This is a genomic window from Nonomuraea sp. NPDC001684 (genome assembly GCF_053596515.1).
In genome coordinates this window covers 1-20,951 of sequence record NZ_JBSFGJ010000011.1, presented here as the reverse complement: position 1 = coordinate 20,951, position 20,951 = coordinate 1, and the positions used below count along the sequence as shown (strand labels likewise).

The 20,951-nt window shown below is 73.3% G+C and carries 23 protein-coding genes and 1 pseudogene; 14 read left to right on the top strand and 10 right to left on the bottom strand.

Annotation, left to right across the window (positions count from 1 at the left end; translation table 11 throughout):
• Positions 1 to 34: 34 nt before the first annotated feature.
• On the bottom strand, positions 35 to 589 hold the full coding sequence (locus ACWCSD_RS04215) for a TetR/AcrR family transcriptional regulator (RefSeq protein ID WP_387679880.1): 555 nt from the start codon (positions 587 to 589) through the stop codon (positions 35 to 37).
• A gap of 92 nt (positions 590 to 681) precedes the next feature.
• Here ACWCSD_RS04215 and ACWCSD_RS04210 point away from each other — a divergent pair, with 92 nt between their 5' ends.
• The 4 genes from ACWCSD_RS04210 to ACWCSD_RS04195 all read left to right on the top strand — a co-directional run bounded on the left by ACWCSD_RS04210 (position 682) and on the right by ACWCSD_RS04195 (position 4,718).
• The gene (locus ACWCSD_RS04210) at positions 682 to 1,596 is read left to right on the top strand and encodes a zinc-binding dehydrogenase (RefSeq protein WP_449913000.1); all 915 of its coding nucleotides are present in this window, start codon (positions 682 to 684) and stop codon (positions 1,594 to 1,596) included.
• A gap of 97 nt (positions 1,597 to 1,693) precedes the next feature.
• On the top strand, positions 1,694 to 3,217 hold the full coding sequence (locus ACWCSD_RS04205) for an amino acid permease (protein WP_449912998.1): 1,524 nt from the start codon (positions 1,694 to 1,696) through the stop codon (positions 3,215 to 3,217).
• Between the two features lie 117 nt (positions 3,218 to 3,334).
• On the top strand, positions 3,335 to 4,171 hold the full coding sequence (locus ACWCSD_RS04200; protein WP_397154288.1) for an alpha/beta fold hydrolase: 837 nt from the start codon (positions 3,335 to 3,337) through the stop codon (positions 4,169 to 4,171).
• On the top strand, positions 4,164 to 4,718 hold the full coding sequence (locus ACWCSD_RS04195) for a TetR/AcrR family transcriptional regulator (RefSeq protein WP_397154290.1): 555 nt from the start codon (positions 4,164 to 4,166) through the stop codon (positions 4,716 to 4,718). The genes ACWCSD_RS04200 and ACWCSD_RS04195 overlap by 8 nt, the downstream gene beginning before the upstream one ends.
• 4 nt (positions 4,719 to 4,722) lie before the next feature.
• Here the strand turns inward: ACWCSD_RS04195 and lipB are convergent, their stop codons facing one another.
• Positions 4,723 to 5,358, bottom strand: a complete 636-nt coding sequence (gene lipB, locus ACWCSD_RS04190) for a lipoyl(octanoyl) transferase LipB (protein WP_352355707.1) — start codon at positions 5,356 to 5,358, stop codon at positions 4,723 to 4,725.
• Entirely contained in the window at positions 5,355 to 5,903 is a 549-nt protein-coding gene (locus tag ACWCSD_RS04185; protein ID WP_449912997.1) for a TetR family transcriptional regulator, read from the bottom strand. The genes lipB and ACWCSD_RS04185 overlap by 4 nt, the downstream gene beginning before the upstream one ends.
• A 67-nt stretch (positions 5,904 to 5,970) precedes the next feature.
• Between ACWCSD_RS04185 and ACWCSD_RS04180 the strand changes: the two are divergent.
• Positions 5,971 to 7,323 (top strand): annotated as a pseudogene (locus tag ACWCSD_RS04180) (FAD-dependent monooxygenase); the annotation flags it as partial.
• Positions 7,324 to 7,344: 21 nt separating this feature from the next.
• Here the strand turns inward: ACWCSD_RS04180 and ACWCSD_RS04175 are convergent.
• The 3 genes from ACWCSD_RS04175 to ACWCSD_RS04165 all read right to left on the bottom strand — a co-directional run bounded on the left by ACWCSD_RS04175 (position 7,345) and on the right by ACWCSD_RS04165 (position 9,022).
• Positions 7,345 to 7,473: a PspC domain-containing protein gene (locus ACWCSD_RS04175; RefSeq protein ID WP_397214255.1), complete on the bottom strand. Its 129-nt coding sequence runs from the start codon at positions 7,471 to 7,473 to the stop codon at positions 7,345 to 7,347.
• 122 nt (positions 7,474 to 7,595) lie between these two features.
• Entirely contained in the window at positions 7,596 to 8,105 is a 510-nt protein-coding gene (locus ACWCSD_RS04170) for an HAD domain-containing protein (protein ID WP_449912996.1), read from the bottom strand.
• Positions 8,102 to 9,022, bottom strand: a complete 921-nt coding sequence (locus ACWCSD_RS04165; RefSeq protein WP_358289656.1) for an AraC family transcriptional regulator — start codon at positions 9,020 to 9,022, stop codon at positions 8,102 to 8,104. Before ACWCSD_RS04165 ends, ACWCSD_RS04170 begins: the two co-directional genes overlap by 4 nt.
• A gap of 75 nt (positions 9,023 to 9,097) precedes the next feature.
• Between ACWCSD_RS04165 and ACWCSD_RS04160 the strand changes: the two genes are divergently transcribed.
• Both ACWCSD_RS04160 and ACWCSD_RS04155 read left to right on the top strand, forming a co-directional pair.
• A complete protein-coding gene (locus ACWCSD_RS04160; RefSeq protein ID WP_449912994.1) occupies positions 9,098 to 9,910 on the top strand; it encodes an NmrA family NAD(P)-binding protein in 813 nt (270 codons plus the stop codon).
• Positions 9,911 to 10,019: 109 nt separating this feature from the next.
• Positions 10,020 to 10,844, top strand: a complete 825-nt coding sequence (locus tag ACWCSD_RS04155; protein WP_397154300.1) for an undecaprenyl-diphosphate phosphatase — start codon at positions 10,020 to 10,022, stop codon at positions 10,842 to 10,844.
• Here the strand turns inward: ACWCSD_RS04155 and ACWCSD_RS04150 are convergent.
• Together ACWCSD_RS04150 and ACWCSD_RS04145 are read right to left on the bottom strand one after the other, a co-directional pair.
• Positions 10,841 to 11,527: a hypothetical protein gene (locus tag ACWCSD_RS04150; protein ID WP_449912993.1), complete on the bottom strand. Its 687-nt coding sequence runs from the start codon at positions 11,525 to 11,527 to the stop codon at positions 10,841 to 10,843. The genes ACWCSD_RS04155 and ACWCSD_RS04150 overlap by 4 nt on opposite strands.
• 80 nt (positions 11,528 to 11,607) lie before the next feature.
• Entirely contained in the window at positions 11,608 to 12,441 is an 834-nt protein-coding gene (locus tag ACWCSD_RS04145; protein WP_449912992.1) for a hypothetical protein, read from the bottom strand.
• Here ACWCSD_RS04145 and ACWCSD_RS04140 point away from each other — a divergent pair.
• Positions 12,419 to 12,727 carry a TetR/AcrR family transcriptional regulator gene (locus tag ACWCSD_RS04140; protein ID WP_397154306.1) on the top strand — a complete coding sequence of 103 codons (309 nt, stop codon included), beginning with the start codon at positions 12,419 to 12,421 and terminating at the stop codon, positions 12,725 to 12,727. The genes ACWCSD_RS04145 and ACWCSD_RS04140 overlap by 23 nt on opposite strands.
• Here the strand turns inward: ACWCSD_RS04140 and ACWCSD_RS04135 are convergent.
• Positions 12,676 to 13,827 (bottom strand): MFS transporter, encoded by a 1,152-nt coding sequence (locus tag ACWCSD_RS04135; RefSeq protein ID WP_397154308.1) that lies wholly within the window; start codon positions 13,825 to 13,827, stop codon positions 12,676 to 12,678. The genes ACWCSD_RS04140 and ACWCSD_RS04135 overlap by 52 nt on opposite strands.
• 89 nt (positions 13,828 to 13,916) lie before the next feature.
• Here ACWCSD_RS04135 and ACWCSD_RS04130 point away from each other — a divergent pair, with 89 nt between their 5' ends.
• From ACWCSD_RS04130 to ACWCSD_RS04120, 3 genes are read left to right on the top strand one after another with little or no spacing between them, the layout of a single operon-like run.
• On the top strand, positions 13,917 to 14,234 hold the full coding sequence (locus ACWCSD_RS04130) for an ArsR/SmtB family transcription factor (RefSeq protein ID WP_352321025.1): 318 nt from the start codon (positions 13,917 to 13,919) through the stop codon (positions 14,232 to 14,234).
• Complete coding sequence (hrpB, locus tag ACWCSD_RS04125; protein WP_449912991.1) at positions 14,221 to 16,608, top strand: ATP-dependent helicase HrpB; 2,388 nt, start codon at positions 14,221 to 14,223, stop codon at positions 16,606 to 16,608. The genes ACWCSD_RS04130 and hrpB overlap by 14 nt, the downstream gene beginning before the upstream one ends.
• On the top strand, positions 16,605 to 17,294 hold the full coding sequence (locus tag ACWCSD_RS04120; protein WP_449912989.1) for a hypothetical protein: 690 nt from the start codon (positions 16,605 to 16,607) through the stop codon (positions 17,292 to 17,294). The genes hrpB and ACWCSD_RS04120 overlap by 4 nt, the downstream gene beginning before the upstream one ends.
• A gap of 14 nt (positions 17,295 to 17,308) precedes the next feature.
• On the opposite strand, the gene ACWCSD_RS04115 is transcribed toward ACWCSD_RS04120, so the two are convergent.
• The gene (locus ACWCSD_RS04115; protein ID WP_449912988.1) at positions 17,309 to 18,487 is read right to left on the bottom strand and encodes a threonine synthase; all 1,179 of its coding nucleotides are present in this window, start codon (positions 18,485 to 18,487) and stop codon (positions 17,309 to 17,311) included.
• A gap of 57 nt (positions 18,488 to 18,544) precedes the next feature.
• Between ACWCSD_RS04115 and ACWCSD_RS04110 the strand changes: the two genes are divergently transcribed.
• The 3 genes from ACWCSD_RS04110 to ACWCSD_RS04100 form a co-directional block, all read left to right on the top strand.
• Positions 18,545 to 19,372 (top strand): SPFH domain-containing protein, encoded by an 828-nt coding sequence (locus tag ACWCSD_RS04110; RefSeq protein ID WP_358289681.1) that lies wholly within the window; start codon positions 18,545 to 18,547, stop codon positions 19,370 to 19,372.
• Positions 19,365 to 19,538 carry a hypothetical protein gene (locus ACWCSD_RS04105; protein ID WP_352321015.1) on the top strand — a complete coding sequence of 58 codons (174 nt, stop codon included), beginning with the start codon at positions 19,365 to 19,367 and terminating at the stop codon, positions 19,536 to 19,538. The genes ACWCSD_RS04110 and ACWCSD_RS04105 overlap by 8 nt, the downstream gene beginning before the upstream one ends.
• A gap of 19 nt (positions 19,539 to 19,557) precedes the next feature.
• A partial coding sequence (locus tag ACWCSD_RS04100; protein ID WP_449912986.1) for an amidase occupies positions 19,558 to 20,951 on the top strand: 1,394 nt, incomplete at its 3' end.

Below are 20,951 nucleotides of genomic sequence, written 5' to 3'. Positions count from 1 at the left end.
CCCGGCCCGAGGCCGCCTCGGGCCCTTGGTGGGGTCAGGCGCGCAGGAGGGCCTCGGCGACGCCGCGCACCGAGGCCCTGAGCCGGTCGGCGCCGCCCTCGGCCATCACGTGCCGGGCGAGGTCGGCGTCGAAGGAGGCCAGCAACGTGTGGGCGGCGAACTCGGCGTCGAGCCCCGGCGCCGCCGCCGCGACCAGCCCCGTCACGTGGGCGTGCCACCGCAGATAGGTGGGGTCGCGGTATTTGTCGGCCGCGCAGGCCCGTTCGTGCGCGGCGAACAGCGCCAGGTTGCGCTCGGCCAGCCCGGCCAGCTCGTCCAGGAACGCGAGCAGCCGCTCCCGCGGCGGCGCCCCCGGCCCGAGCGGCGAGCCGGGCGTCTCGATGGCCTCGGCCAGGGCGGCGGCGCGCTCGGCCAGCAGCTCCTGGAACAGGCCGGTCCTGCTGCCGAAGCGGCGGAACACCGTGCCCTTGCCCACCCCGGCCGCCGCGGCCACCCGGTCGAGCGAGATGTGCTCGGCGCCGTGGGCGTCCAGGAGCTCTTCGGCGGCCCGCAGGATCGCCTCCCGGTTGCGGGTCGCGTCTGATCGCACCAAGGCCCCTCCTTGCAAGCGGACTGTCGGTCCCCATAGTATCCCGGCAACGAAGCGGACCGCCGGTCCGCATGATGGCGGGAGGATCTCGTATGCGCGCACTGGTGGTCGGCCCCGGGGCCGTGGGACGGCTCGCCGACGTCCCCGAGCCCGTTCCGGGGGCCGGGCAGGCACTCGTCGAGGTGCGGCGGACGTCGGTCAACTTCAGTGAGTTGCGGCACATGGACCGCCTGCCGGAGGGCGTCGTGCTCGGCTACGACGCCGCGGGGGTGGTGCTGCGGCCCGCCGCCGACGGCACGGGCCCGGCCGAGGGCGCGCGGGTGGCGGCGTTCGGGGCGGGGGCGTGGGCGGAGCGGGCGGCGTTCGACACCGGCTCGCTCGCCGTGGTGCCCGACGGGGTGGACCTGACGGTGGCCGCCGCCCTGCCGATGTCCGGCCTGTCCGCCCTGCGCTCACTACGCGCCGCCGGCGTCTCCCTCGGATCGCGCGTGCTCGTGACGGGGGCGTCCGGCTCGGTCGGGACGCTGGCCGTGCGGCTCGCCAGGCTGGCCGGGGCCCACGTCGTCGCCTCGGTGAGCTCCCCCGCCCGCGCCAAGGCCCTCGGCCCGGACGTGGACGTCGTGACCGCCCTGGACGGCGTGGCCCCCGTGGACGTCGTGATCGAGCTGGTCGGCGGCCCGACCCTGGTGACCGCCTGGGGCCTGCTCAAGCCGGGCGGCAGCCTCCAGAGCGTCGGCTGGGCCGGCGGGCAGCCGGCCGTCTTCCCGCCCGGCTCGACCTTCTCCCTCGGCCCCGCCCGCTCGATGAACTCGTTCGGCGACGTCGGCTCCCCCGGCCCCGACCTGGCCTTCCTGCTCGGCCTCGTGGCCGCGGGCGACCTGACCGTCGAGATCGGCCGCCGCGTGCCCTGGGACCGCCTGGACGAGGCCGCCGCGGCCCAGCTCGACCGCACGGCCACGGGCAAGGTCGTGCTCGACATCGGCCCGGCCGGACACGCTCTCTCCTGACCACATCGAAACTCATCTGTCACGCCTTGTCCCTCGGGAAGAAATGGTCTAGACCTAGACCAAACAGAGCGTCCTCCGCGCCCCCCAGGGAGACCTCATGTCACTCGAAGAGGATTCCAGGCGACTCGCCGAGCTCGGCTACAAGCAGGAGCTGGCCCGGACCTGGAGCGGCTTCTCCAACTTCGCGATCTCCTTCTCCATCATCTCGATCCTCGCCGGCTGCTTCACGACCTTCGGGCAGGCCTGGAACAACGGCGGCCCCATCGCCATCTCGTGGGGCTGGCCGCTGATCTCCGCGTTCATCCTGATCATCGGTTTCTGCATGTCGGAGCTGGTCTCGGCGTTCCCGACGGCGGGCGGCATCTACTGGTGGGCCGCCACCATGGGCAAGCCGATCCACGGCTGGTTCACCGGCTGGCTCAACCTGATCGGCCTCATCGCGGTCACCGCGTCGGTCGACTACGGCTGCGCCACGTTCCTCAACATCACGATCAGCCGCCTGACCGGCGGCGCGTGGGAGGGGACGCTCCCCCAGGCGTTCCTGCTGTTCGTGATCATCCTCATCCTGCACGCGCTCATCAACATCTTCAGCCACCGGCTCATCTCGCTGCTGCAGAACATCAGCGTGTGGTGGCACGTCGCGGGCGCGGTCGTCATCGTGGCGATCCTGGTGTTCGCGCCGTCCGAGCACCAGTCGCTCGGCTTCGTGTTCGGCGGCACGATCAACAACTCCGGCTTCGGCGACGGCGGCGTGCCCTTCTGGCTGTACGTGCTGCCGCTCGGCTTCCTGCTCACCCAGTACACGATCACCGGGTTCGACGCCTGCGCCCACGTGTCGGAGGAGACGCAGGGCGCGGCCAGGACGGCCGCCCGCGGCCTGTGGCAGTCGATCTTCTACTCGGCGATCGGCGGCTGGATCCTGCTGCTGGCGTTCCTGTTCGCCGCGACCAACGTGGACGAGATCAACAAGCAGTCCGGCTTCGTCGGCGCCATCTTCGAGACCGCGCTCTCCTCCCCGCTGGCCACCGCGATCTTCGCGATCTCCACGATCGGCCAGTTCTTCTGCGGGATGAGCTGCGTGACCTCGATGTCGCGCATGACGTACGCGTTCTCGCGCGACGGCGCGGTGCCCGGCTGGCGGCTGTGGTCGAAGGTGGACCGCAACCGCACCCCGGTCAACGCGATCCTGGCCGGCTGCCTCATCGCCGCCCTGATCACCCTGCCCGCCCTGTACGCCCCGGCCGGCTCGACGACCCCGGTCGCCTTCTACGCCGTCGTGTCGATCGCGGTCATCGGCCTCTACCTGGCGTTCCTCATCCCGATCTGGCTGCGCCTGCGCATGGGCGACGCCTTCCGTCCCGGCCCGTGGACGCTCGGCCGCAAGTACCGGGTGCTGGGCTGGATCGCCTGCGTCGAGATCGTCATCGTGTCGATCTACTTCGTCATGCCGTTCTCCCCGGCCGGCGTCCCGGGCAACAAGGACTTCACCTGGACGTCGGTCAACTACGCGCCGATCGCGGTCGGCGTCGTGCTGATCGGCATCTGGTTGTGGTGGAGCCTGTCGGCCAAGCACTGGTTCACCGGCCCGCGCCGCACGATCGACGAGGTGCCGATCTCCTGAGCACCCTCTGGGCGGGCACGGCCGATCCGGCCGTGCCCGCCCCTTTTTGCTGCTTGACACCGCCTGGCTAAAGGCTTTAGCTTTAGGGCTATAAGAGTTAGCCGAGAGGGGTTGGACATGACGGAGTTCCTGGCGGTCGAGGGTGGACAGCTCGCCTACGAGGTGACCGGCGAAGGGCCGCTGATGGTGCTGGCGCACGGCATGGGCGTCGGGCGGCAGTCGTTCAGGTTCCTGGTGCCCGAGCTGGTGGCGGCGGGTTTCCGGGTGGCGACCACCGACCTGCGCGGCCATGGCGAGTCCAGCCGCGACTGGCCCTCCTACACCCGCACCGACGTCGCGGGCGACCTGCTCGCGCTGGTCCGCCACCTGGGCGGCCCGGCGGTCCTGGTGGGCCACTCGTTCGCGGGCGGGGCCGTCACGATCGCCGCCGCGCAGGCGCCCGAGCTGGTCAGCGCCGTGGTGGAGATCGGCCCGTTCACCCGGGTGCAGAAGATCGACGGCGGCGGCCTGCTGCGCAACGCCCGCCATCGCAAGGGGGCCATGCTGCTGCTCGGCGCGGCGCTCCTGCGCAGCATCGGCCTGTGGAAGAAGTACCTCGACCACGCCATGCCGGGCGTCAAGCCCGCCGACCACGCGGAGCACATCGCGGCGCTCGAAGCCGACCTGCGCCGGCCCGGCCGGATGGCCGTGGTCTCCAAGATGGGCCAGGTGCCCCCCACCGACGCCGGCGCGCGGCTTCCCGACCTGACCCGCGACGTCCTGGTCGTGATGGGCACGCTCGACCCCGACTGGGCCGACCCGCGCGCCGAGGCGGAGGGCGTCGTGGCCGCCATGCCCGCCGGGCGCGGCCGGATCGCCATGATCGAGGGCGCGGGCCACTACCCGCACGCCCAGTTCCCGGCCCAGGTGGCCGCCGAGGTGCTGGCGTTCGTCAAGGGGCGCGTGCATGCCTAGGGCGGCGTTGTCCCGGGACACGGTCGTCGACCTGGCGGTGTGCCTGGTGGACGAGAACGGGCCCGAGGCCCTGACGCTCTCGGCGCTGGCGGCCCGCGCCGGGGTCGCGACGCCGTCGTTGTACAAGCACGTGCGCAACCTGGCCGAGCTGCGCGAGCTGCTGTCGGTGCGGATCACCGACGAGATCACCGACGAACTGGCCCAGGCGGTGCTGGGCCGTTCCCGCGACGAGGCCGTCGGCGCGCTCATGGACGCCTGGCGCGCCTACGTCACCCGCCACCCGCACCGCTACGCGATGGTCATCCAGCAGCCGCACCCCGGCATGCGGGCGTCGGGCGAGCGCCTGATGGGCATCATGCTCGCGGCGCTGCGCGGCTACGGGCTGGAAGGCTCCGACGCGATCCACGCGGCCCGCTGCCTGCGCGCGACGGCGCACGGGTTCGCGGTGCTGGAGGCGTCGGGCGGGTTCGGCCTGCCCGAGCGGCTCGACGAGAGCTACGACCTGCTCAAGCACATGGTCGTGGCCGGGCTGACCACGCCCCGCTGAGCGGTCAGGACGCCTCGAAGGCGGCGGCCACGGCGGGCCGCACGTCCTGCATGGTGATGTCGCCCAGCTCGCGCTTGAGCGAGGTCATGTCCACGTCGGGCATGCCGCAGGCCACCGCCCAGTTCCAGGGCGTGAGGTCGCCGTCGACGTTGAGCGCGAACCCGTGGCTGGTGACGCCTCTGCTCTGGCGCATGCCGATCGAGATGATCTTGCGGCCGGTCGCGGACGTCCAGACGCCGGTCAGCAGCTCCGAGCCCGGCGGGGTGTCACGCCGCTCGGCGGGCAGGCCGAGCTTGCCCAGCGCCTCGACCAGGCGCAGCTCCACCTCCCGCACGTAGTCGACGATTCCCTCGTCCTCGCCGAGCTTGACGATGAGATAGCCCACGAGCTGGCCGGGGCCGTGGTAGGTGAGCTGCCCGCCGCGCCCGGTCTCCAGCACGGGGATGCCGCGCGCGGGGTCGGGCAGGTGCTCGGCGGGGGTGCGCCGGCCGACGGTGTAGACGGGCGGGTGGCTGAGCAGCCAGAGCGTGTCCGGCCGTTCGTCGCGCTGGCGCTGCCCGACGAGGTCGGTCATGCGCTCCATCGCCGTGTCGTAGTCGACCAGATCGTCCTGCAGAAGTGTCAGCGGCCTTGCCCTCATTCTTCGAGGATAAGACGCATCCCGGACACCAGCGCACGCAGCCCGAACTCGAAGTCGCCGTCGGGGTCCTCCACCGGCCGCGCGTCGAGCGGCACGGCGGGGCCGCGCTCGTCGATCGCCGAGCCGAGGGCGAACCTGCCGACCGCGATCAGCGCCCTGACCGCCTGCTCGCCGGTGAAACCCGCCTCGGTCAGCGGCCTGATGAGCGCCGGGAGCTCGGCCAGCCGGCGCGGCGTGGGCCGGGACCCGGCGTGCACGAGCGCGCCGTCCCGGTACGACAGCAGCGTGCCGCGGATCGCCCGGCCGCGGGACATGAGCCAGTTGTCCCATTCCTGACCCGGTTCGGGCACGTCAAGACGCTCCAGCGTGTCGGCGAGCATCTCCTCGGCCATCTCGTCGAGCAGCTCCTGCTTGTTCTTGAAGTGCCAGTAGAGGGCCGGCTGCTTCACGCCCAGCTCGTCGGCCAGCCTGCGGGTGGTCAGCCCGTCGATGCCCACCTCGTTGAGCAGCCGCAGGGCCGCGCGTACCGCCGTCCGCCGTTCCACGCTTGACAACTTATCAAAGATAAGGCTTTATCACTGATAAGCACTTATCGTCGATAAGGAGACGTGGATGGACGTCGTCATCGCCGGGGCCGGGCCGGTCGGGCTGATGCTGGCCTGCGAGCTGCGCCTGCGCGGCGTGCGCACCCTCGTGCTCGAACGGCTCGCCGCCCCCACCGGCCTGTCCAGGGCGCTCAACCTGCACCCCCGCTCGGTCGACACCTTCGCCATGCGCGGGCTGCTCGACCGGCTCGGCGACGCGCCCCGCCTGGACCTGCAGCACTTCGCCGGCATGCGGGTGCTCGACCTGACGGCCACGCGGACCCCGCACCCGTACGGGCTGCTGGTCCCGCAGTCGCGGGTGGAGGAGATCCTGGAGGCGCGGGCGCTGGAACTGGGCGCGGAGATCGTCCGGGGCCGGGCGGTGACCGGCCTGAGGCAGGACGGGTCGGGCGTGACGGTCGAGACCGGCGACGGCACGGCGTACCGGGCGGGCTGGCTCGTCGGCTGCGACGGCGGCCGGAGCACGGTGCGCAAGCTGGCCGGGATCGCCTTCCCCGGCACCCCCGCCACCCTGGCCGCCTACGTCGGCGACGTCACGGTGACCGGCGGCACGCCGACCGGCTGGGTCCGCACCGGCCACGGCCTGTTCCAGTGGCCGTTCGTCCGGCCCGACGGCACGACCAGGATCCTGACCGTCGACCACGGCCGGGTGCACCCGGACAGGGACGCGCCCGTGACGATCGAGGAGTTCGCGGCCAGCGTGCGCCGGCACCTCGGCGACGCCGCCCCCGAGATCACCGGGGCGACCTGGCTGTCCCGCTTCTCCGACGCGGCCAGGCAGACCGAGCGCTACCGGGCCGGCCGGGTGTTCCTGGCCGGCGACGCGGCCCACGTGCACATGCCGTTCGGCGGCCAGGGGATGAACACCGGCCTCCAGGACGCCGTCAACCTGGGCTGGAAACTGGCCCTGGCGGTGCGCGGGACGGCCCCGGCCGGGCTGCTCGACAGCTACCACGCCGAACGGCACCCGGTGGCCGCCGCCGTGCTGGCCAACACCCTGCAACAGGTCGAGCTGGCCGCGCCGGACGCCGGGACGACCCGGCTGCGCGACCTGTTCGCCCAGCTCATGACCGTCCCCGAGGCCAACAGGATGCTGGCCGAGGACGTGAGCGCGGTGTCGGTGCGGTACGCGACGGGCCCGAACCCGCTGGTCGGCGCCTTCATGCCCGAGGGCCGGCGGCTCGACGACGGGCGCGGGCTGCTCGTCACCTCCGACCCGGCCCTGCTCGCCTCGGGGGCGCGCTGGGCCGATCGGGTGGACGTGGCGCCCGGCGACCGCGGGCTGCTGGTGCGGCCCGACGGTTACGTGGCCTGGGCCGAACCCTGCGCGGAGCCCGCCGAGGCGGCGCTCACGCGGTGGTTCGGCGAGCCGGCGGACGCGTCAGTGGGAGTAGCCCCTCGGCTCCTCCGGGACGAGGATCCACATGGCGACGTAGACCACCCAGAGCGGCCCGGGGATGAGCGACAGCAGCAGCCAGAGGATGCGGACGAGGGTCGGGGGCAGGCCCATCTTGTCGGCGAGCCCGCCGCAGACGCCGGCCAGAATCCTGTGCTCCCTTGAGCGGTACATGCTGTTCCTCCGTGTCGTGATGACCTACCGGTAAAACGGACAGCAGTGCCGCCGATATCCCGCTAGGGACCCTGAGAAAACCCTGTAAGGGTCAGCCACTCATGAGCCATGCCCAGATGTTCCCTGGTCAGTCCATGTCTGGGATCGACGTGGATCAACAGGAAATTCTCCAGACCCTGATCGACCCTGAGGTACTGCTCGTCCTGCGCCCACACCTGGTCGTCGAACCACACGAACGGCCGCCGCCCGGCGTACGCGGCGACGTGCGGCGTCTTGAACATCTCGCCGTGCTCGGTACGGGTCCGCTCGGGGCCCATGGCGATGACCGGGAGCGTGGGCAGGCCGATCCTGGGAGAGATCCACTCGTTGGCGTGCTGCTCCCAGGTGGTGGCCCAGACCAGCTCGGCGCCCGTGGTCAGGGCCAGGTCGAGCAGCCGGCGGCCGTGGCGGGGGTTGAGGTGCACGGTGTAGACCTCGGTGCCGATCGTGCAGCGGTAGCGCCGGAAGTCGGGCGTCGGGCGGCCCATCGGGTTGAGCACGCCGTCGACGTCGAGCAGCAGCAGGGGTTTCACCTCGCCGCTCCGGCCCGGTGCTCCTGGGGGCTGACGCCGCGTACGCGCTTGAAGGCCGCGCTGAGCGCGAACGGGCTGCCGTAGCCGACCTTCCTGGCCACCGAGCCGATCGTGGCGTCGGGCTCGCGCAGCAGGTCGGCGGCGAGCGCGAGCCGCCAGTCGGTGAGGAAGGACATCGGCGGCTCCCCCACCAGGTCGGTGAACCGCCTGGCCAGCGCCGCCCTGGAGACCCCCACCTCGGTGGCGAGGGCGGCGACCGTCCAGGGGTGGGCGGGGTTGTTGTGCAACATCCGCATCGCCCTGCCCACGATCGGGTCGCCCATCGCGCGGTACCAGGCGGGCGCCTCGTGTGTGGCGAACCACGACCGCAGCACGGCGATCAGCAGCAGGTCGAGCAGCCGGTCGAGCACCGCGGACTGACCCGGGTCGTCCTTGACGATCTCGGCGCCGAGCAGCGCGATGACCGGCCCGCCGGGCTGCACGAGGAGCTGGGGCAGCGCGTCGAGCAGGCGCCTGCTGACCTCGCCCTCCAGCGTGTACGTGCCGGTGATCAGCACGGTGCCGCCCGCCGGGTCGTTGCCCCAGGTGCGCACGCCGAGGTCCATCGACTGGTACAGCGACTCGCCGTCGAGGGTGGTGCAGCGCTGGCCGGGGTGGATGACGATCTGCGGCGCGGTGCCGGGGGCGTCGGCCACCACGTACGGCTCCGGTCCCCGCAGGATGGCCACCTGCCCGGGTTCGAGGCGGGCCGGCTCGCCCTTGTCCGGCAGCACCCACGCCTCACCGGACACCAGGGCCACCAGGGTGAGCGGGGCCTCGTCCTGGATGCGCATCGACCACGGCGGGTCGAGGATGGACCGGAGCAGGAAGGCGCTCCGCGCTCTCGGTCCGTCGAGCAATGCCGCGAGCTGATCCATGGGCTAGACGATCGCATATGGCAACGCGCTTCTCAACCATGGAGAGTCTTATGGGTATGACGGCTTACTGGATGCATGACGATTTTGGTTCTGGGCGGAACCGGCAAGACCGGCCGCCGTGTCGCTGACCGGCTCACCTCTCTCGGCCTTCCCGTGCGGATCGGCTCCCGCTCGGCCACGCCGTCCTTCGACTGGGCGGACCGCTCCACCTGGGCCGCCGCGCTCGACGGCGTCGAGTCCGTGTACGTGGCCTACTACCCCGACCTGGCGTTGCCCGGCGCGTACGAGGACGTCCTGGAGCTCACCCGGCTCGCCGCGGACGCCGGGGTGCGGCGGCTGGTGCTGCTGTCGGGCCGGGGCGAGCCGGGCGCCGAGGCGAGCGAGCGGACCGTGCGGGAGTCCGGCCTCGACTGGACGATCGTGCGCTGCGGCTGGTTCATGCAGAACTTCAGCGAGGGCTTCCTGCTCGACCAGGTCCTCGACGGCGTGCTCGCGATCCCGGTGGCCGACGTGCCCGAGCCGTTCGTGGACGCCGACGACATCGCCGACGTGGCCGTGGCCGCCCTCACCCAGGACGGCCACGCGGGCCGCCTGTACGAGCTCACCGGCCCGAGGCTGCTGACGTTCGCCGACGCGGCGGCCGAGCTGTCGAAGGCCACGGGCCGCACGATCACCTCCATCGAGGTCACGCCGGAGGAGTACGTGGCCGGGGCCGTGGCGGCGGGCGTGCCGAAGGAGGAGGCCGAGGGCCTGACCGGGCTGTTCACCGAGGTGCTCGACGGCCGCAACGCCCACGTGACGGACGGCGTCCGGGAGGCGCTGGGCCGTCCGGCCCGCGACTTCGCCGACTACGCCAGTGCGAACGCCACGGCGTGGGCCGGACGCTGAGGACGGGCCGGCTCTCCCCCGGCCCGCTCAACCTGCTGGGCGGGCAACTGCGCGGCCCCCGTTTCCGCTAACCTCACCCTGGTCACTCCCGTAACCGGAAGGTGTAGTCGTGATCGGCTGGCTCGAAGCGGTGGTGCTGGGGCTCATCCAGGGGCTCACGGAGTTCCTGCCGATCTCCTCCAGCGCCCACATCCGTGTGGTCTCGGCCTTCTTCGGCTGGCAGGACCCGGGGGCGGCCTTCACGGCGGTCATCCAGCTCGGCACCGAGGCCGCGGTGCTCATCTACTTCCGCAAGGAACTGTGGGAGATCATCTCCACCTGGGTACGCTCGCTGTTCGACCGGGAGCTGCGCGGCCACTGGGCGGCCCGGATGGGCTGGTACGTCATCGTCGGCACGCTCCCGATCGGCGTGCTGGGCCTGGTGTTCAAGGACCAGATCGAGACCGTCTTCCGCGACCTGCGGCTGGTGGGCACGACGCTGATCGTCTTCGGCTGCATCCTGTGGTTCGCCGACCGCACCGCGCGCAACAAGCTGACGCTGGAGAAGCACCTCAGCTTCACCCACGCCATCGTCTACGGCTTCGCGCAGGCGCTGGCCCTCATCCCGGGCGTCTCCCGCTCGGGCGGCACGATCACGGCGGGCCTGCTGCTCGACTACCGCCGCGAGGACGCCGCCAAATACTCGTTCCTGCTGGCCATCCCCGCCGTGCTGGCCTCCGGGGCGTTCGAGCTGAAGGACATCGGCGAGGGGCAGGCCCCCGCGTGGGGGCCCACCATCCTGGCGACGCTGATCTCGTTCGCCGTCGGCTACGCGGCGGTGGCCTGGTTCCTGAAGTACATCAGCACCCACCGGTTCACCGCGTTCGTGATCTACCGCATCCTGCTCGGCTTCTTCGTCATCCTGGCGGTCACCCTGGGCTGGATCCCGGCCTAGGCCGACACGGCCGTCCGGTCGACGGCGGGCGAGGGGTAGTAGGCCGCCCACGCCTCGTCGCCCATGCGCAGCACCTTCAGGCCGGTCCAGCCGAGGCCGGCGACGGGCAGGGCCCAGAACAGCACGGTCACGGGGCCGTACTCGACGGGGAAGGAGACGACGTACCCGACGAAGACCAGCAGCGGCACCCACCAGCCGACGAACCCGGCCCGCCACACGGCGACGACCAGCAGCGGCAGGCCCAGCACGGCGAAGAACATCCACGGCATCTGGAAGCCGAAGATCACGCCGGGCAGGTTCAGCATCTCGTCGAGGATCTTCTGCGCCTGCTCCGGCGGGTTGTGCCGGCCCAGCCACCACTCGACGGGGTCGATCATCAGCAGGGCCGACGTCGAGATGTAGCCGATGGCCGTCGCCGCCCCGGCGATGTGGCCGAGCACGGTGGCCTTGCGCCTGGTGAGGTGCACCAGGGCGATGGCCGCCAGGCCCATGAGCATCCAGCTCCAGTGGTAGAGCGCCGACTCGGCCTGGGCCAGCGCGGGGTTGTCGCCGTAGCTGACCGCCTCGCGGGAGTCGCCCCACGTGCCGGGGTCGATGACGACGGCCACGAACTGCAGGAGCGGGGCCGCGATGAGCAACGTGCCCGCCGCGACGCGGCGGAAGGTCACCTGGTTCCTGAACATGGCGGCGACGGTACGTGCCGCCGCCGCCACCCGTCGTCCGCCTGCGGGGCGACCGCAGGTCACCTCCGAGGCGGAGAAGATCAGACGGCCACCGGCGTGCGCGGGGCGGCGGAGGCCGGCTGCGCCCGGCGGCCGGGCAGGGCGAGCAGGACCAGGCCGAGCAGCGCCCACAGGGCCAGCACCCCGACCGGCGTCCACAGGGCGGCCCCGCCGAAGAACACCGTGTTGCGCACCGCCTCGGCGGCCGGGCCCACGGGCAGGACGCTGCCGACGGCGGCGTACCACTCGGGGATGTAACGGGCGCCGAGCGGCCCGCCGCTGGCCGGGAGCCCGATCGGGACGAACAGCAGCGCCGCCACCCCGACCCCCGGCGTGCCGATGACCTTGACCAGCCCAGCGACCACCAGGCCGACCGCCAGCGCGATGCCCGCCGAGACCGCCACCAGCGGGCCGAAGCTGCCCGGCAGCGCGCCGAACACCACGTCGGCCAGCCACGCGACGGCCGTGCCCGCCACCAGCGCGCCCGCGGCCAGGACGCCCGTCCGCGCCGCCGCGCCCAGGCCCGGCGCGACCCGGGCGAGCAGCACGGCCAGCGCGATCCCCGGCAGGAGCACGCTGAGCACGTAGAACATGCCGGAGATGCCGCCGGCGTCACCGGGCGGCAGCGGGACGGCGTCCTCGACCTCCAGGGTGCGGCCCTGCGCCTGCGCGGCCCCCTGGAAGGCGGCGGTGATCACCGTGGCGCCGGTGCGGCCGCCCGCGCTCGCCACCACCAGCCTGCCCTCTCCCGGGACGAGCACGGCGTCCACCTCCCGCTCCAGCAGCGCGGCCCGCGCGGCCTCGGCCGACCCGTACGGGCTCAGCGTGAACGCCCCCGGCCGCCGCCCGTCGATGCCGCTCTGGAGCTGCCGCACCTGCCCGGCGGGCGCGACGACGGCGACGGCCGCGCTGCTGAAGGAGCTGCTGGGCCGGGAGCTGCTCGCCCCGATCGCCCGCCGGCTGCCCGGCGCCCATCCCGAGGTCCGCGCGCTGCTGGCGGCCTCGCAGCTGCTCGGCCTGGCCATGATCCGCTACATGCTGAGGCTCGACCCGCTGGCCTCGCTGCCCGCCGGCCAGGTCGCGGCCCTGACCGCGCCCAACGTCCAGCGTTACCTGACGGGCACGCTCTCGCTCGACGACATCGCCGCCGCCCGGGGGTAGGTCGCCAGGGTGAACAGCAGCGCCGCCACGCCGAGCCCGGTGGCCAGCACGACCACCCCGGCCCTGCCGTAGGCGTCCAGGGCCACGCCGCCCGCGATGCCGGCCGCGAACAGGCCGACGTACTGGGCGGACGACAGCAGGCCGAGCCCGATGGGCACGTTGTCCGGCACCGCGGCCACCGTCCTGAACTGCTGGGCCGGCGCGACCAGCCAGCCGAGCGCGCCCCACAGCAGCGCCCAGACCAGCGCGATCGGCATGGCCAGGTTCGCGACGGGGATCAGGGCCAGGAAGACCGTGGAGGCGGCCAGGCCGATCAGCACCATCCGGCGCGGCCCGTAGGCGTCGGTGAGGCGCCCGCCGAGCTGGTTGCCCACGATGCCGCCGAGCCCCCACGCCCACAATACGGCCGGCAGCGGCAGGTCGAACAGCGACCCGATGTAGGTGTAGGCGGTGAACCCGGCGCCGAACATCAGCAGCTGGGTGACCAGCACCACCAGCACCCGCCGGTCGGCCAGGGGCGCGAACCGCTCGCCGAGCCGTCCCGACACGGCGACCCGCACGTCCGGCACGAGCGCCGCCACCCCGGCGAAGCCGATCACGCCCAGCCCGACGACCAGCCACATCGTGGCCCGCCAGCCCGAGACCGAGCCCAGCCAGGTGCCCAGCGGCACGCCGACGGCCGAGGAGACGCTCAGCCCGCCCATCACCAGCGCCAGCGCCCGCCCGCGCCGCTCGGGCGAGGTCAGCGCGTTGGCCACGCCCGAGGCGGTCGGGGTGAACATCGCCGCCCCGGCCGCGGCCACCACCCGCGTGGCCATGACCAGCGGGTACGTCGGAGCCAACGCGGTCAGCACGTTGCCCGCGACGAACACGGCCAGCGCCAGCAGCAGCAGCCGCTTGCGCGACAGCCGGGCGGTGAGCGCGGCCAGCAACGGGGACAGCAGCGCGTACGCCAGGGCGAACACGGTCATGAGCTGCCCGGCGGCGGACGTGGAGATCCCGAGGTCCGCGGAGATGGGGGTGAGCAGCCCGGCGGTGACGAACATGCCAGTACCGATGGCGAAATTTCCGGCAGCAAGGGGGTAGAGCCGGGAACTCATGGAACCTCCAGCCAATTAGTTGGACGGGCATCAAACTGTCATTACAGTTGGATAGTTGTCAAACAATCAGAGCGAGGTAGGGTGCCACCATGCGCCTGCTACCGCACCCCGCGAAGGAGGACATCCAGCTCACCGAGGTCCTGCGTGCGCTCGCCGACCCCGTCCGGCTGGAGATCGTGGTCCGCCTGGCCACCCTGGGCGAGATGACGTGCACCGCCGCGGGCGACCATCTCGGCGTCCACAAGTCGACGGCGTCCCACCACTACCGCTCGCTGCGCGAGGCCGGCGTGATCGTCTCCAAGCAGGAGGGCCGGCTCAAGTACATCAGCCTGCGCCGCGGCGACCTCGACGAACGTTTCCCCGGCCTGCTCGACTCCGTGTTGTCGGCCTCGCATGCCCCCGCCTGACCGGCTGCCGATCCACGACGCGCTCCCCGAGCTGCTCGCCACGCTGGAGCGCCACGGCACGGCGGTGCTCACCGCGCCGCCCGGCACGGGCAAGACCACGGTCGTGCCCCTGGCGCTGGCCGAAACCGGGCTGCGGGTGCTGGTCGCCGAGCCCCGGCGGCTGGCCGTGCGCGCGGCGGCCCGGCGCATGGGCGTCAGCTACACGATCCGCGGCGAGCGGCACACCGGGGCCAACCCCATGGTCGAGGTCGTCACCACCGGCGTGCTGCTCCAGCGGCTCCAGCGCGACCAGGAGCTCGCCGGGGTCGACGCGGTCGTGCTCGACGAGTGCCACGAACGCCATCTCGACGCCGACACCGCCCTCGCGTTCCTGCTCGACGTGCGCGAGACGCTCCGCCCCGACCTGCGGCTGCTGGCCACCTCGGCCACCGCCGACGCGGCCCCCTGGTCACAGCTGATCGGCGGGCCCGTGGTGGCCGCCTCGGGGACGGCCCATCCCGTGGAGACCGTGTGGGCGCCGCCGGAACGTCCGGTCGCGCCGCCCCACGGCCTGCGCGTCGATCCGGCGCTGCTGTCGCACGTGGCCTCGGTCGTCCGGCGGGCGTACGCCGAGCGCGACGGCGACGTGCTGTGCTTCCTGCCCGGTGTGGGGGAGATCGCCCGGGTCGCCGGGATGCTGGGCGACCTCGACGTGCTCCAGGTGCACGGTCAGGCGCCGGCGCGCGTCCAGGACGCCGTCCTGTCGCCCGGGGCCGGCCGCCGGGTCGTGCTGGCCACGTCGGTGGCCGAGTCGAGCCTGACGGTGCCGGGCGTCCGCGTGGTGGTGGACTCGGGGCTGGCCCGCGAACCCCGTACCGACCACGCCAGGGGGCTCGGCTCGCTCACCACGGTCAGGGTCTCGAAGGCGTCCGCCGACCAGCGGGCCGGCCGCGCCGGGCGGGAGGCCCCCGGGGCCGTGTACCGCTGCTGGACGGCGGCCGAGCACGAACGCCTGGCCGACCACGCGCGGCCGGAGATCGCGCTGGCCGACCTGACCGGGTTCGCCCTCCAGGCGGCCTGCTGGGGCGACGCGGACGCGGCCGGCCTCGCCCTCCTCGACCGGCCGCCGCCCGCCGCGATGGCGGCCGCCGTCCGCACGCTTGAGGCGCTGGGCGCGCTGGAGGCCGGCCGGGTGACCGGTCGCGGGCGGCGCATGGCGCTCGCCGGCGTGCATCCCCGCCTGGCCAGGGCCCTGCTCGACCTCGGCCCGCGGGCCGCCGAGGTGGTGGCGCTGCTGTCGGAGCAGCTGCCCAGGGACGCGGGCGACGACCTCGCGGAGGTCTGGCGTGCGGCCCGCAGCGGCGGCACCGGCTTCGCGGCCCGCTGGCGTCAGGAGACCAGGCGCCTCGCCCGCGCCTCCGGCCAGGGGCCGGACGGGCGAGAGGTGGGTGACGACGCGCTGGCCGGCATGGCGGTGGCGCTGGCGTTCCCGGAACGGGTGGCGCGGCGGCGCGGCGGCGGCTATCTCATGGCGTCGGGCACGCAGGCCCAGCTCGCCGAGGGCTCCAGGCTGTCCACCGCGCCGTGGCTGGCGATCGCCGTCGCCGACCGGCCCACGGGCTCGGCCTCGGCCCGGGTGCGCCAGGCCGTGGTGATCGACGAGGAGATCGCCCGGCTGGCCCTGCCCGTCACGGTCGAGGAGGAGGTCGCCTGGCGGGTGCCGCCGGGCGAGCGGCGCGGCGACGTGTCGGCCCGCGTGGTCGAGCGCCTGGGCGCGATCGAGCTGTCCGCCACGCCGCTCAAGGACGCCGACGTGCGCCCCGCCATCCTGCACGGCCTGCGCACCGAAGACCTCCTGACCTGGACGAGACAGGCGAAGGACCTCAAGGACCGCCTGACCTTCGCCCACCGCGCGCTCGGCCCCCCGTGGCCCGCCACCGACGACCTGATCGCCCTGGCCGACCAGTGGCTGGAGCCGGAGCTGTCCAGGGCCCGCCGCCGTGCCGACGTCGAACGCATCGACGTGGCCGCCGCCCTGCGCCGCCTGATCCCGTGGAGCGAGCGCCTGGAGAACGTGGCCCCCGAACGCGTCGAGGTGCCCAGCGGCTCGCAGATCAGGATCGACTACTCCGGCGAGCAGCCGGTGCTCGCGGTGAAGCTGCAGGAGCTGTTCGGCTGGCAGGAGACGCCGCGGATCGCCGGCGTCCCCCTGCTGGTCCACCTGCTGTCCCCGGCGGGCCGTCCGGTGGCGGTGACCGCGGACCTGGCCTCGTTCTGGCGCGAGGGCTACCGGTCCGTACGGGCCGAGCTGAGAGGCCGCTACCCTAAGCACCCATGGCCGGAGGATCCGCTCACCGCGCCGCCGACCCGCCGCGTCAACCGGAGCAGACCTTGATCGACGAAGCCGTCCGCGACAACGCCGCCTGGTGCGACACGATGTGCCGGGCGCACGGCCGTCCCGGCGTCTTCGGGCCGCTCGCCTGGACCAACCCGGCCAGGACGCCCGTCCTGTACCCCGACGCCGTCACGCTCTCCCCCGACGCCAGGCCGGCCGACGTGCTCGGCCACATCGACGCGGGTTCGGGCGCCTCGGTCAAGGACAGCTTCGGCACGCTCGACCTGCCGGGCTTCGACGTGCTGTTCACCGCCCAGTGGATCGCCCGGCCCGCACCCGGCGCGCCCGAACGTCCCCTCCGGGCGGCCACCGGCGACCCGATCGTGTGGGAGGTGGCCGCCGATCCCAGGGCGCTGGCGGAGTGGGCGCAGGCGTGCTTCTCCGGCGGCGCGCCCGGCCTGTTCCCGCCCGCGCTGCTCGACGAGCCGCATGTGCGGCTGGTGTGCGGCCGCATCGGGGCCGACGTGGTCTGCGGCGCGGCGCTCAGCGCGAGCGGCACGGTGACGGGCGTCTCGAACGTCTTCGCCTCGGGCTGCGACGAGTCCGCCGCCTGGGAGGGCACGGTGGCGATGGCGGCCGAGCTGTTCCCCGGCCGCCCGCTGGTCGGCTACGAGAGCGACCCGTCGGCCGCCCTCGCCCACGGCTTCACCACCCTCGGCCCCCTCCGCATCCTGCTCAAGCCCTGACAGACCGGGCGCGATCAGTCCGTCAGGTCGGCCACCGTCAAACCGGTGCGGACCGGATGGGCCGCCTCGCCCACCCCCATGTCCTTGAACCCGCTCGACGTGCCCACGCACACCACCGGCCCGTCGAAGTCCCGGCGCAGCTTCCGGTAGCCCGCCAGGCCCGCCGCCCCCGACAGCTCCTGCCATATGCCCTGCCGCGCCAGGTCGCGCTGGGCGGCGCGCATCTCGTCGTCCGTCACGAGCACCGCCTCGCCGCCGCTGTCGCGCACCGCCAGCACGCCCCGGTGGCCGCCGACCGACCCCGCGATCCCGTAGGCCCGGCTGGCCCCCAGCTCGACGACCGCCGCGGGTGAGCCCTCGGCCAGGGCCCGCGCGTTGGGGCCGCCCGCGGCCGGCTCGCAGGAGAACATCCGCGGCACGTCCCCGGCCAGGCCGAGCAGCCGCAGCTCGGTGAAGCCCTTCCACGTCCCGAACAGCAGCTCGGCGTACCCGGTGGGCGCGAAGACCGCCGCGGGCACCCGTCCGAGCTGGAGGAACAGCTCGTACGCGATCGTCTTGTAGCCCTCCGGGCCGAACGGGTGGCCGGTGTGGGTCACGGTCTGGTTGCTGACCGGGTGGTAGCCCAGCCGGTCCACGACCTCCCGCAGCAGCGGCCACCGCTCCTCCGCCGGCACGGAGAACACCTTGGCCCCGTAGGCCCGCACGAACGCCTGCACGCCGGCCGGCGAGTCCGCCGAGGCCAGCACGATGGCCGGCAGCCCGGCGCGGGCGGCGTACGCGGCGGCCGAGGCGCCGTGGTTGCCGGACGAGGCCACCACCACCCCGGCCGCCCCCTCCGCCAGGGCCGCGCTGACCGCCACCCGGTTCAGCCGGTCCTTGTGCGACCAGGTCGGGTTCTGGGACTCGTCCTTGACGTAGATCCCGTCGAACTCCAGCAGCGGCGTCCCGCCCTCCCCCAGCGTCGGCGCCTCCAGGGACGGCAGCAGCGGCGACCACCGCGCGATGTCCGGCCCCGGCTCCTGGTCGAACAGCCCCTTGTCGACGCCCGCGTAGTCGTAGACGACCTCGACCGGATAGGCGATCTCGGCGGTGCTGGTGCGCGGGCAGCCCCTGGTGAGCGGCGGGGACAGCGGGAACTCGATCGAAGGGTCACCCAGCGAGCGCTGGCGGAGGGCAAGTGAGGATCCGTTCACGCGCATGGAGTTTATATGGCTATCATGGTGATATCACTTCGATAGCAAGGAGTCGCGATGGAACGTCGTGCTTTCCGGGTCAACGGATTCCTCGTCCTGCTTGTCCTCCTCCTGCTGGGCGGCGCGGCGCTGGTCTCGATCAAGACGCTCGGCATAGCCTGGATCGTGCTCTTCGCGCTCGTGGCCTCCGGCTTCACCGTGGTCAACCCCAACGAGGCCAAGGTCGTGCAGTTCCTCGGCCGCTACGTCGGCACGGTCAACGTGGCGGGGCTGCAGTGGGTGACGCCGTTCACCACCAAGCGCCGCATCAGCCTCCGGGTGCGCAACTTCGAGACCGCCAAGCTCAAGGTCAACGACGCCGACGGCAACCCGGTCGAGATCGCCGCGGTGGTGGTCTACAAGGTCACCGACACGGCCAAGGCCGCCTTCTCCGTCGACGACTACGAGGAGTACATCGCGATCCAGTCCGAGGCCGCCGTGCGCCACCTCGCGACCACCCACCCGTACGACTCGCACGAGCCCGAGCGCACCAGCCTGCGCGACGGCGCCGAGGTCGCCGGCGAGCTGACCGCCGAGCTGCGCGAACGCACCGAGCTGGCCGGGATCGAGATCCTGGAGGCCCGCATCACCCACCTGGCCTACGCGCCGGAGATCGCCCAGGCCATGCTGGTGCGCCAGCAGGCCAGCCAGGTGGTGGCCGCCCGCACCAGGATCGTCGAGGGCGCGGTCGGCATGGTCCAGCTCGCGCTCGACCGGCTGGCCGCCGAGGGGGTCGTGGAGCTCGACGAGGAGCGCAAGGCCCAGATGGTCTCCAACCTCCTGGTCGTCCTGTGCGGCGACCGGGCGACCCAGCCGGTGGTGAACGCCGGCAGTCTGTATGCCTGAGCGGAAGAAGCTCCTCCTCCGCCTCGACCCGGCCGTCTACGACGCCATCGCCAAGTGGGCGGCCGACGACCTGCGCAGCATCAACGCGCAGATCGAGTTCGCGCTGCGGCTGGCGCTGAAGGAGGCCGGGCGGGAGCCCGGCAGGGGCTCTCGCAAGGAAGAGTGAAAACCTGCACACTCTAGACATGTTGTGGGCAGGCAGGACCGCCATCGAGATCGCGGCGGCCGTCCGGCGCGGCGACGTCACGGCCACGACCGTCGTGGAGGAGCACCTTCACCGCATCTCCGAGCGGGATTCCCGGGTCGGCGCCTTCCGACTGGTCAGGAAACAGGCGATGGACGAGGCGCGGGCCGTGGGCGACCGCCGCGACCTGGCCGACCTGCCGCTCGCCGGGGTCCCGGTGGCGGTCAAGGACAACCTGGAGGTGGCCGGCGAGCCCACCCGCGGCGGCTCGGCGGCCACGTCCGGCGCGCCCGCCCGGGAGGACCATCCGGCCGTGGCCCGGCTGCGCGCGGCGGGCGCGGTGATCGTCGGGCTGACGAACCTGCCGGAGCTGGGGCTGGTCGGCTTCGGCGACAGCCCGTACGGCGTCGTGCGCAACCCCTGGAACCTCGCCCGCACCGCCGGCGGCTCGTCCTCGGGCAGCGCGGCGGCGGTGGCGGCCGGGATGGTGCCGATCGCGCTCGGCAACGACGGCATGGGGTCGCTGCGCATCCCGGGCGCCTGCTGCGGCGTGCTGGCCGTCAAGCCGGGAACGGGCCTGGTCCCGCCGCCCGCCGACGACTGGGACGGCCTCACCGAGAACGGCCCCCTCGCCACGACCGCGGCCGACCTGTCGCTCGCGCTGTCCGTCCTGGCCGCCGACCCGGCGCTGGCCGAGGCGTGGCGTACCGGCCACCGGGTCGAGCCGAAGCCGCGCATGCTGCGCTCGGTCTGGGCCGACGACGACGAGGTGTGGGAGCCGCAACCGCCGCAGGACAGCCCGGAGCCGTTCGACCTGCGGGTGGCCTACGCCCCTCAGCCGCTGCCGCCGGGCCTGCCCGTGGACCGGGAGTTCCAGGCGGCGGTGCGAGCGGCCGCCGAGACGTTGCGGCACGCCGGGCACACCGTGGTCGAGCACCCGCACCGCCTGCCCGCCTGGCTCGGCCCCGCCGCTGTGGCCACCTGGCTCGGCCGGGCCGCCGCCGCCGCGGACGGTCTCGATCCGCACGGACTGGAACGCCGCACCCGCGCGCTCGCCCGCGCCGGCCGCGTGCTCACCAGGATCGGCCTGGACGGCCGGCGCGGCCGCGAACGCTGGAGCGGCTACGGCGCCGACACCTGGTTCGGCGACGCCGACGTGATGATCACGCCGGCGCTCGCCGCCCTGCCGCCGCGCGCCGACCGCTGGGGCGGGCGCGGCCTTCTGCCCAACCTGCTGGCCAACGTCAGGTACGCGCCCACCACGGGCCCGTGGAACCTGTGCGGCTGGCCCGCGATGGCCGTGCCGGTCGCCACGCACTCCAGCGCGCTGCCGATCGGCGTGCAGCTCGTGGCGCCGCCGGGCGGCGAGCCGCACCTGCTGGCCCTGGCCGCCCA

Bases quoted from the DNA above. Each gene is read 5' to 3' on its own strand.
- ACWCSD_RS04110 (WP_358289681.1), top strand. From the start codon at position 18,545: ATGGAACGTCGTGCTTTCCGGGTCAACGGATTCCTCGTCCTGCTTGTC.
- ACWCSD_RS04160 (WP_449912994.1), top strand. From the start codon at position 9,098: ATGACGATTTTGGTTCTGGGCGGAACCGGCAAGACCGGCCGCCGTGTC.
- ACWCSD_RS04140 (WP_397154306.1), top strand. From the start codon at position 12,419: ATGCCGCTCTGGAGCTGCCGCACCTGCCCGGCGGGCGCGACGACGGCG.
- ACWCSD_RS04200 (WP_397154288.1), top strand. From the start codon at position 3,335: ATGACGGAGTTCCTGGCGGTCGAGGGTGGACAGCTCGCCTACGAGGTG.
- ACWCSD_RS04130 (WP_352321025.1), top strand. From the start codon at position 13,917: ATGCGCCTGCTACCGCACCCCGCGAAGGAGGACATCCAGCTCACCGAG.
- ACWCSD_RS04105 (WP_352321015.1), top strand. From the start codon at position 19,365: ATGCCTGAGCGGAAGAAGCTCCTCCTCCGCCTCGACCCGGCCGTCTAC.
- hrpB (WP_449912991.1), top strand. From the start codon at position 14,221: ATGCCCCCGCCTGACCGGCTGCCGATCCACGACGCGCTCCCCGAGCTG.
- lipB (WP_352355707.1), bottom strand. From the start codon at position 5,358: ATGAGGGCAAGGCCGCTGACACTTCTGCAGGACGATCTGGTCGACTAC.
- ACWCSD_RS04205 (WP_449912998.1), top strand. From the start codon at position 1,694: ATGTCACTCGAAGAGGATTCCAGGCGACTCGCCGAGCTCGGCTACAAG.
- ACWCSD_RS04175 (WP_397214255.1), bottom strand. From the start codon at position 7,473: ATGGGCCTGCCCCCGACCCTCGTCCGCATCCTCTGGCTGCTGCTGTCG.
- ACWCSD_RS04165 (WP_358289656.1), bottom strand. From the start codon at position 9,022: ATGGATCAGCTCGCGGCATTGCTCGACGGACCGAGAGCGCGGAGCGCC.
- ACWCSD_RS04135 (WP_397154308.1), bottom strand. From the start codon at position 13,827: ATGAGTTCCCGGCTCTACCCCCTTGCTGCCGGAAATTTCGCCATCGGT.
- ACWCSD_RS04195 (WP_397154290.1), top strand. From the start codon at position 4,164: ATGCCTAGGGCGGCGTTGTCCCGGGACACGGTCGTCGACCTGGCGGTG.
- ACWCSD_RS04150 (WP_449912993.1), bottom strand. From the start codon at position 11,527: ATGTTCAGGAACCAGGTGACCTTCCGCCGCGTCGCGGCGGGCACGTTG.
- ACWCSD_RS04210 (WP_449913000.1), top strand. From the start codon at position 682: ATGCGCGCACTGGTGGTCGGCCCCGGGGCCGTGGGACGGCTCGCCGAC.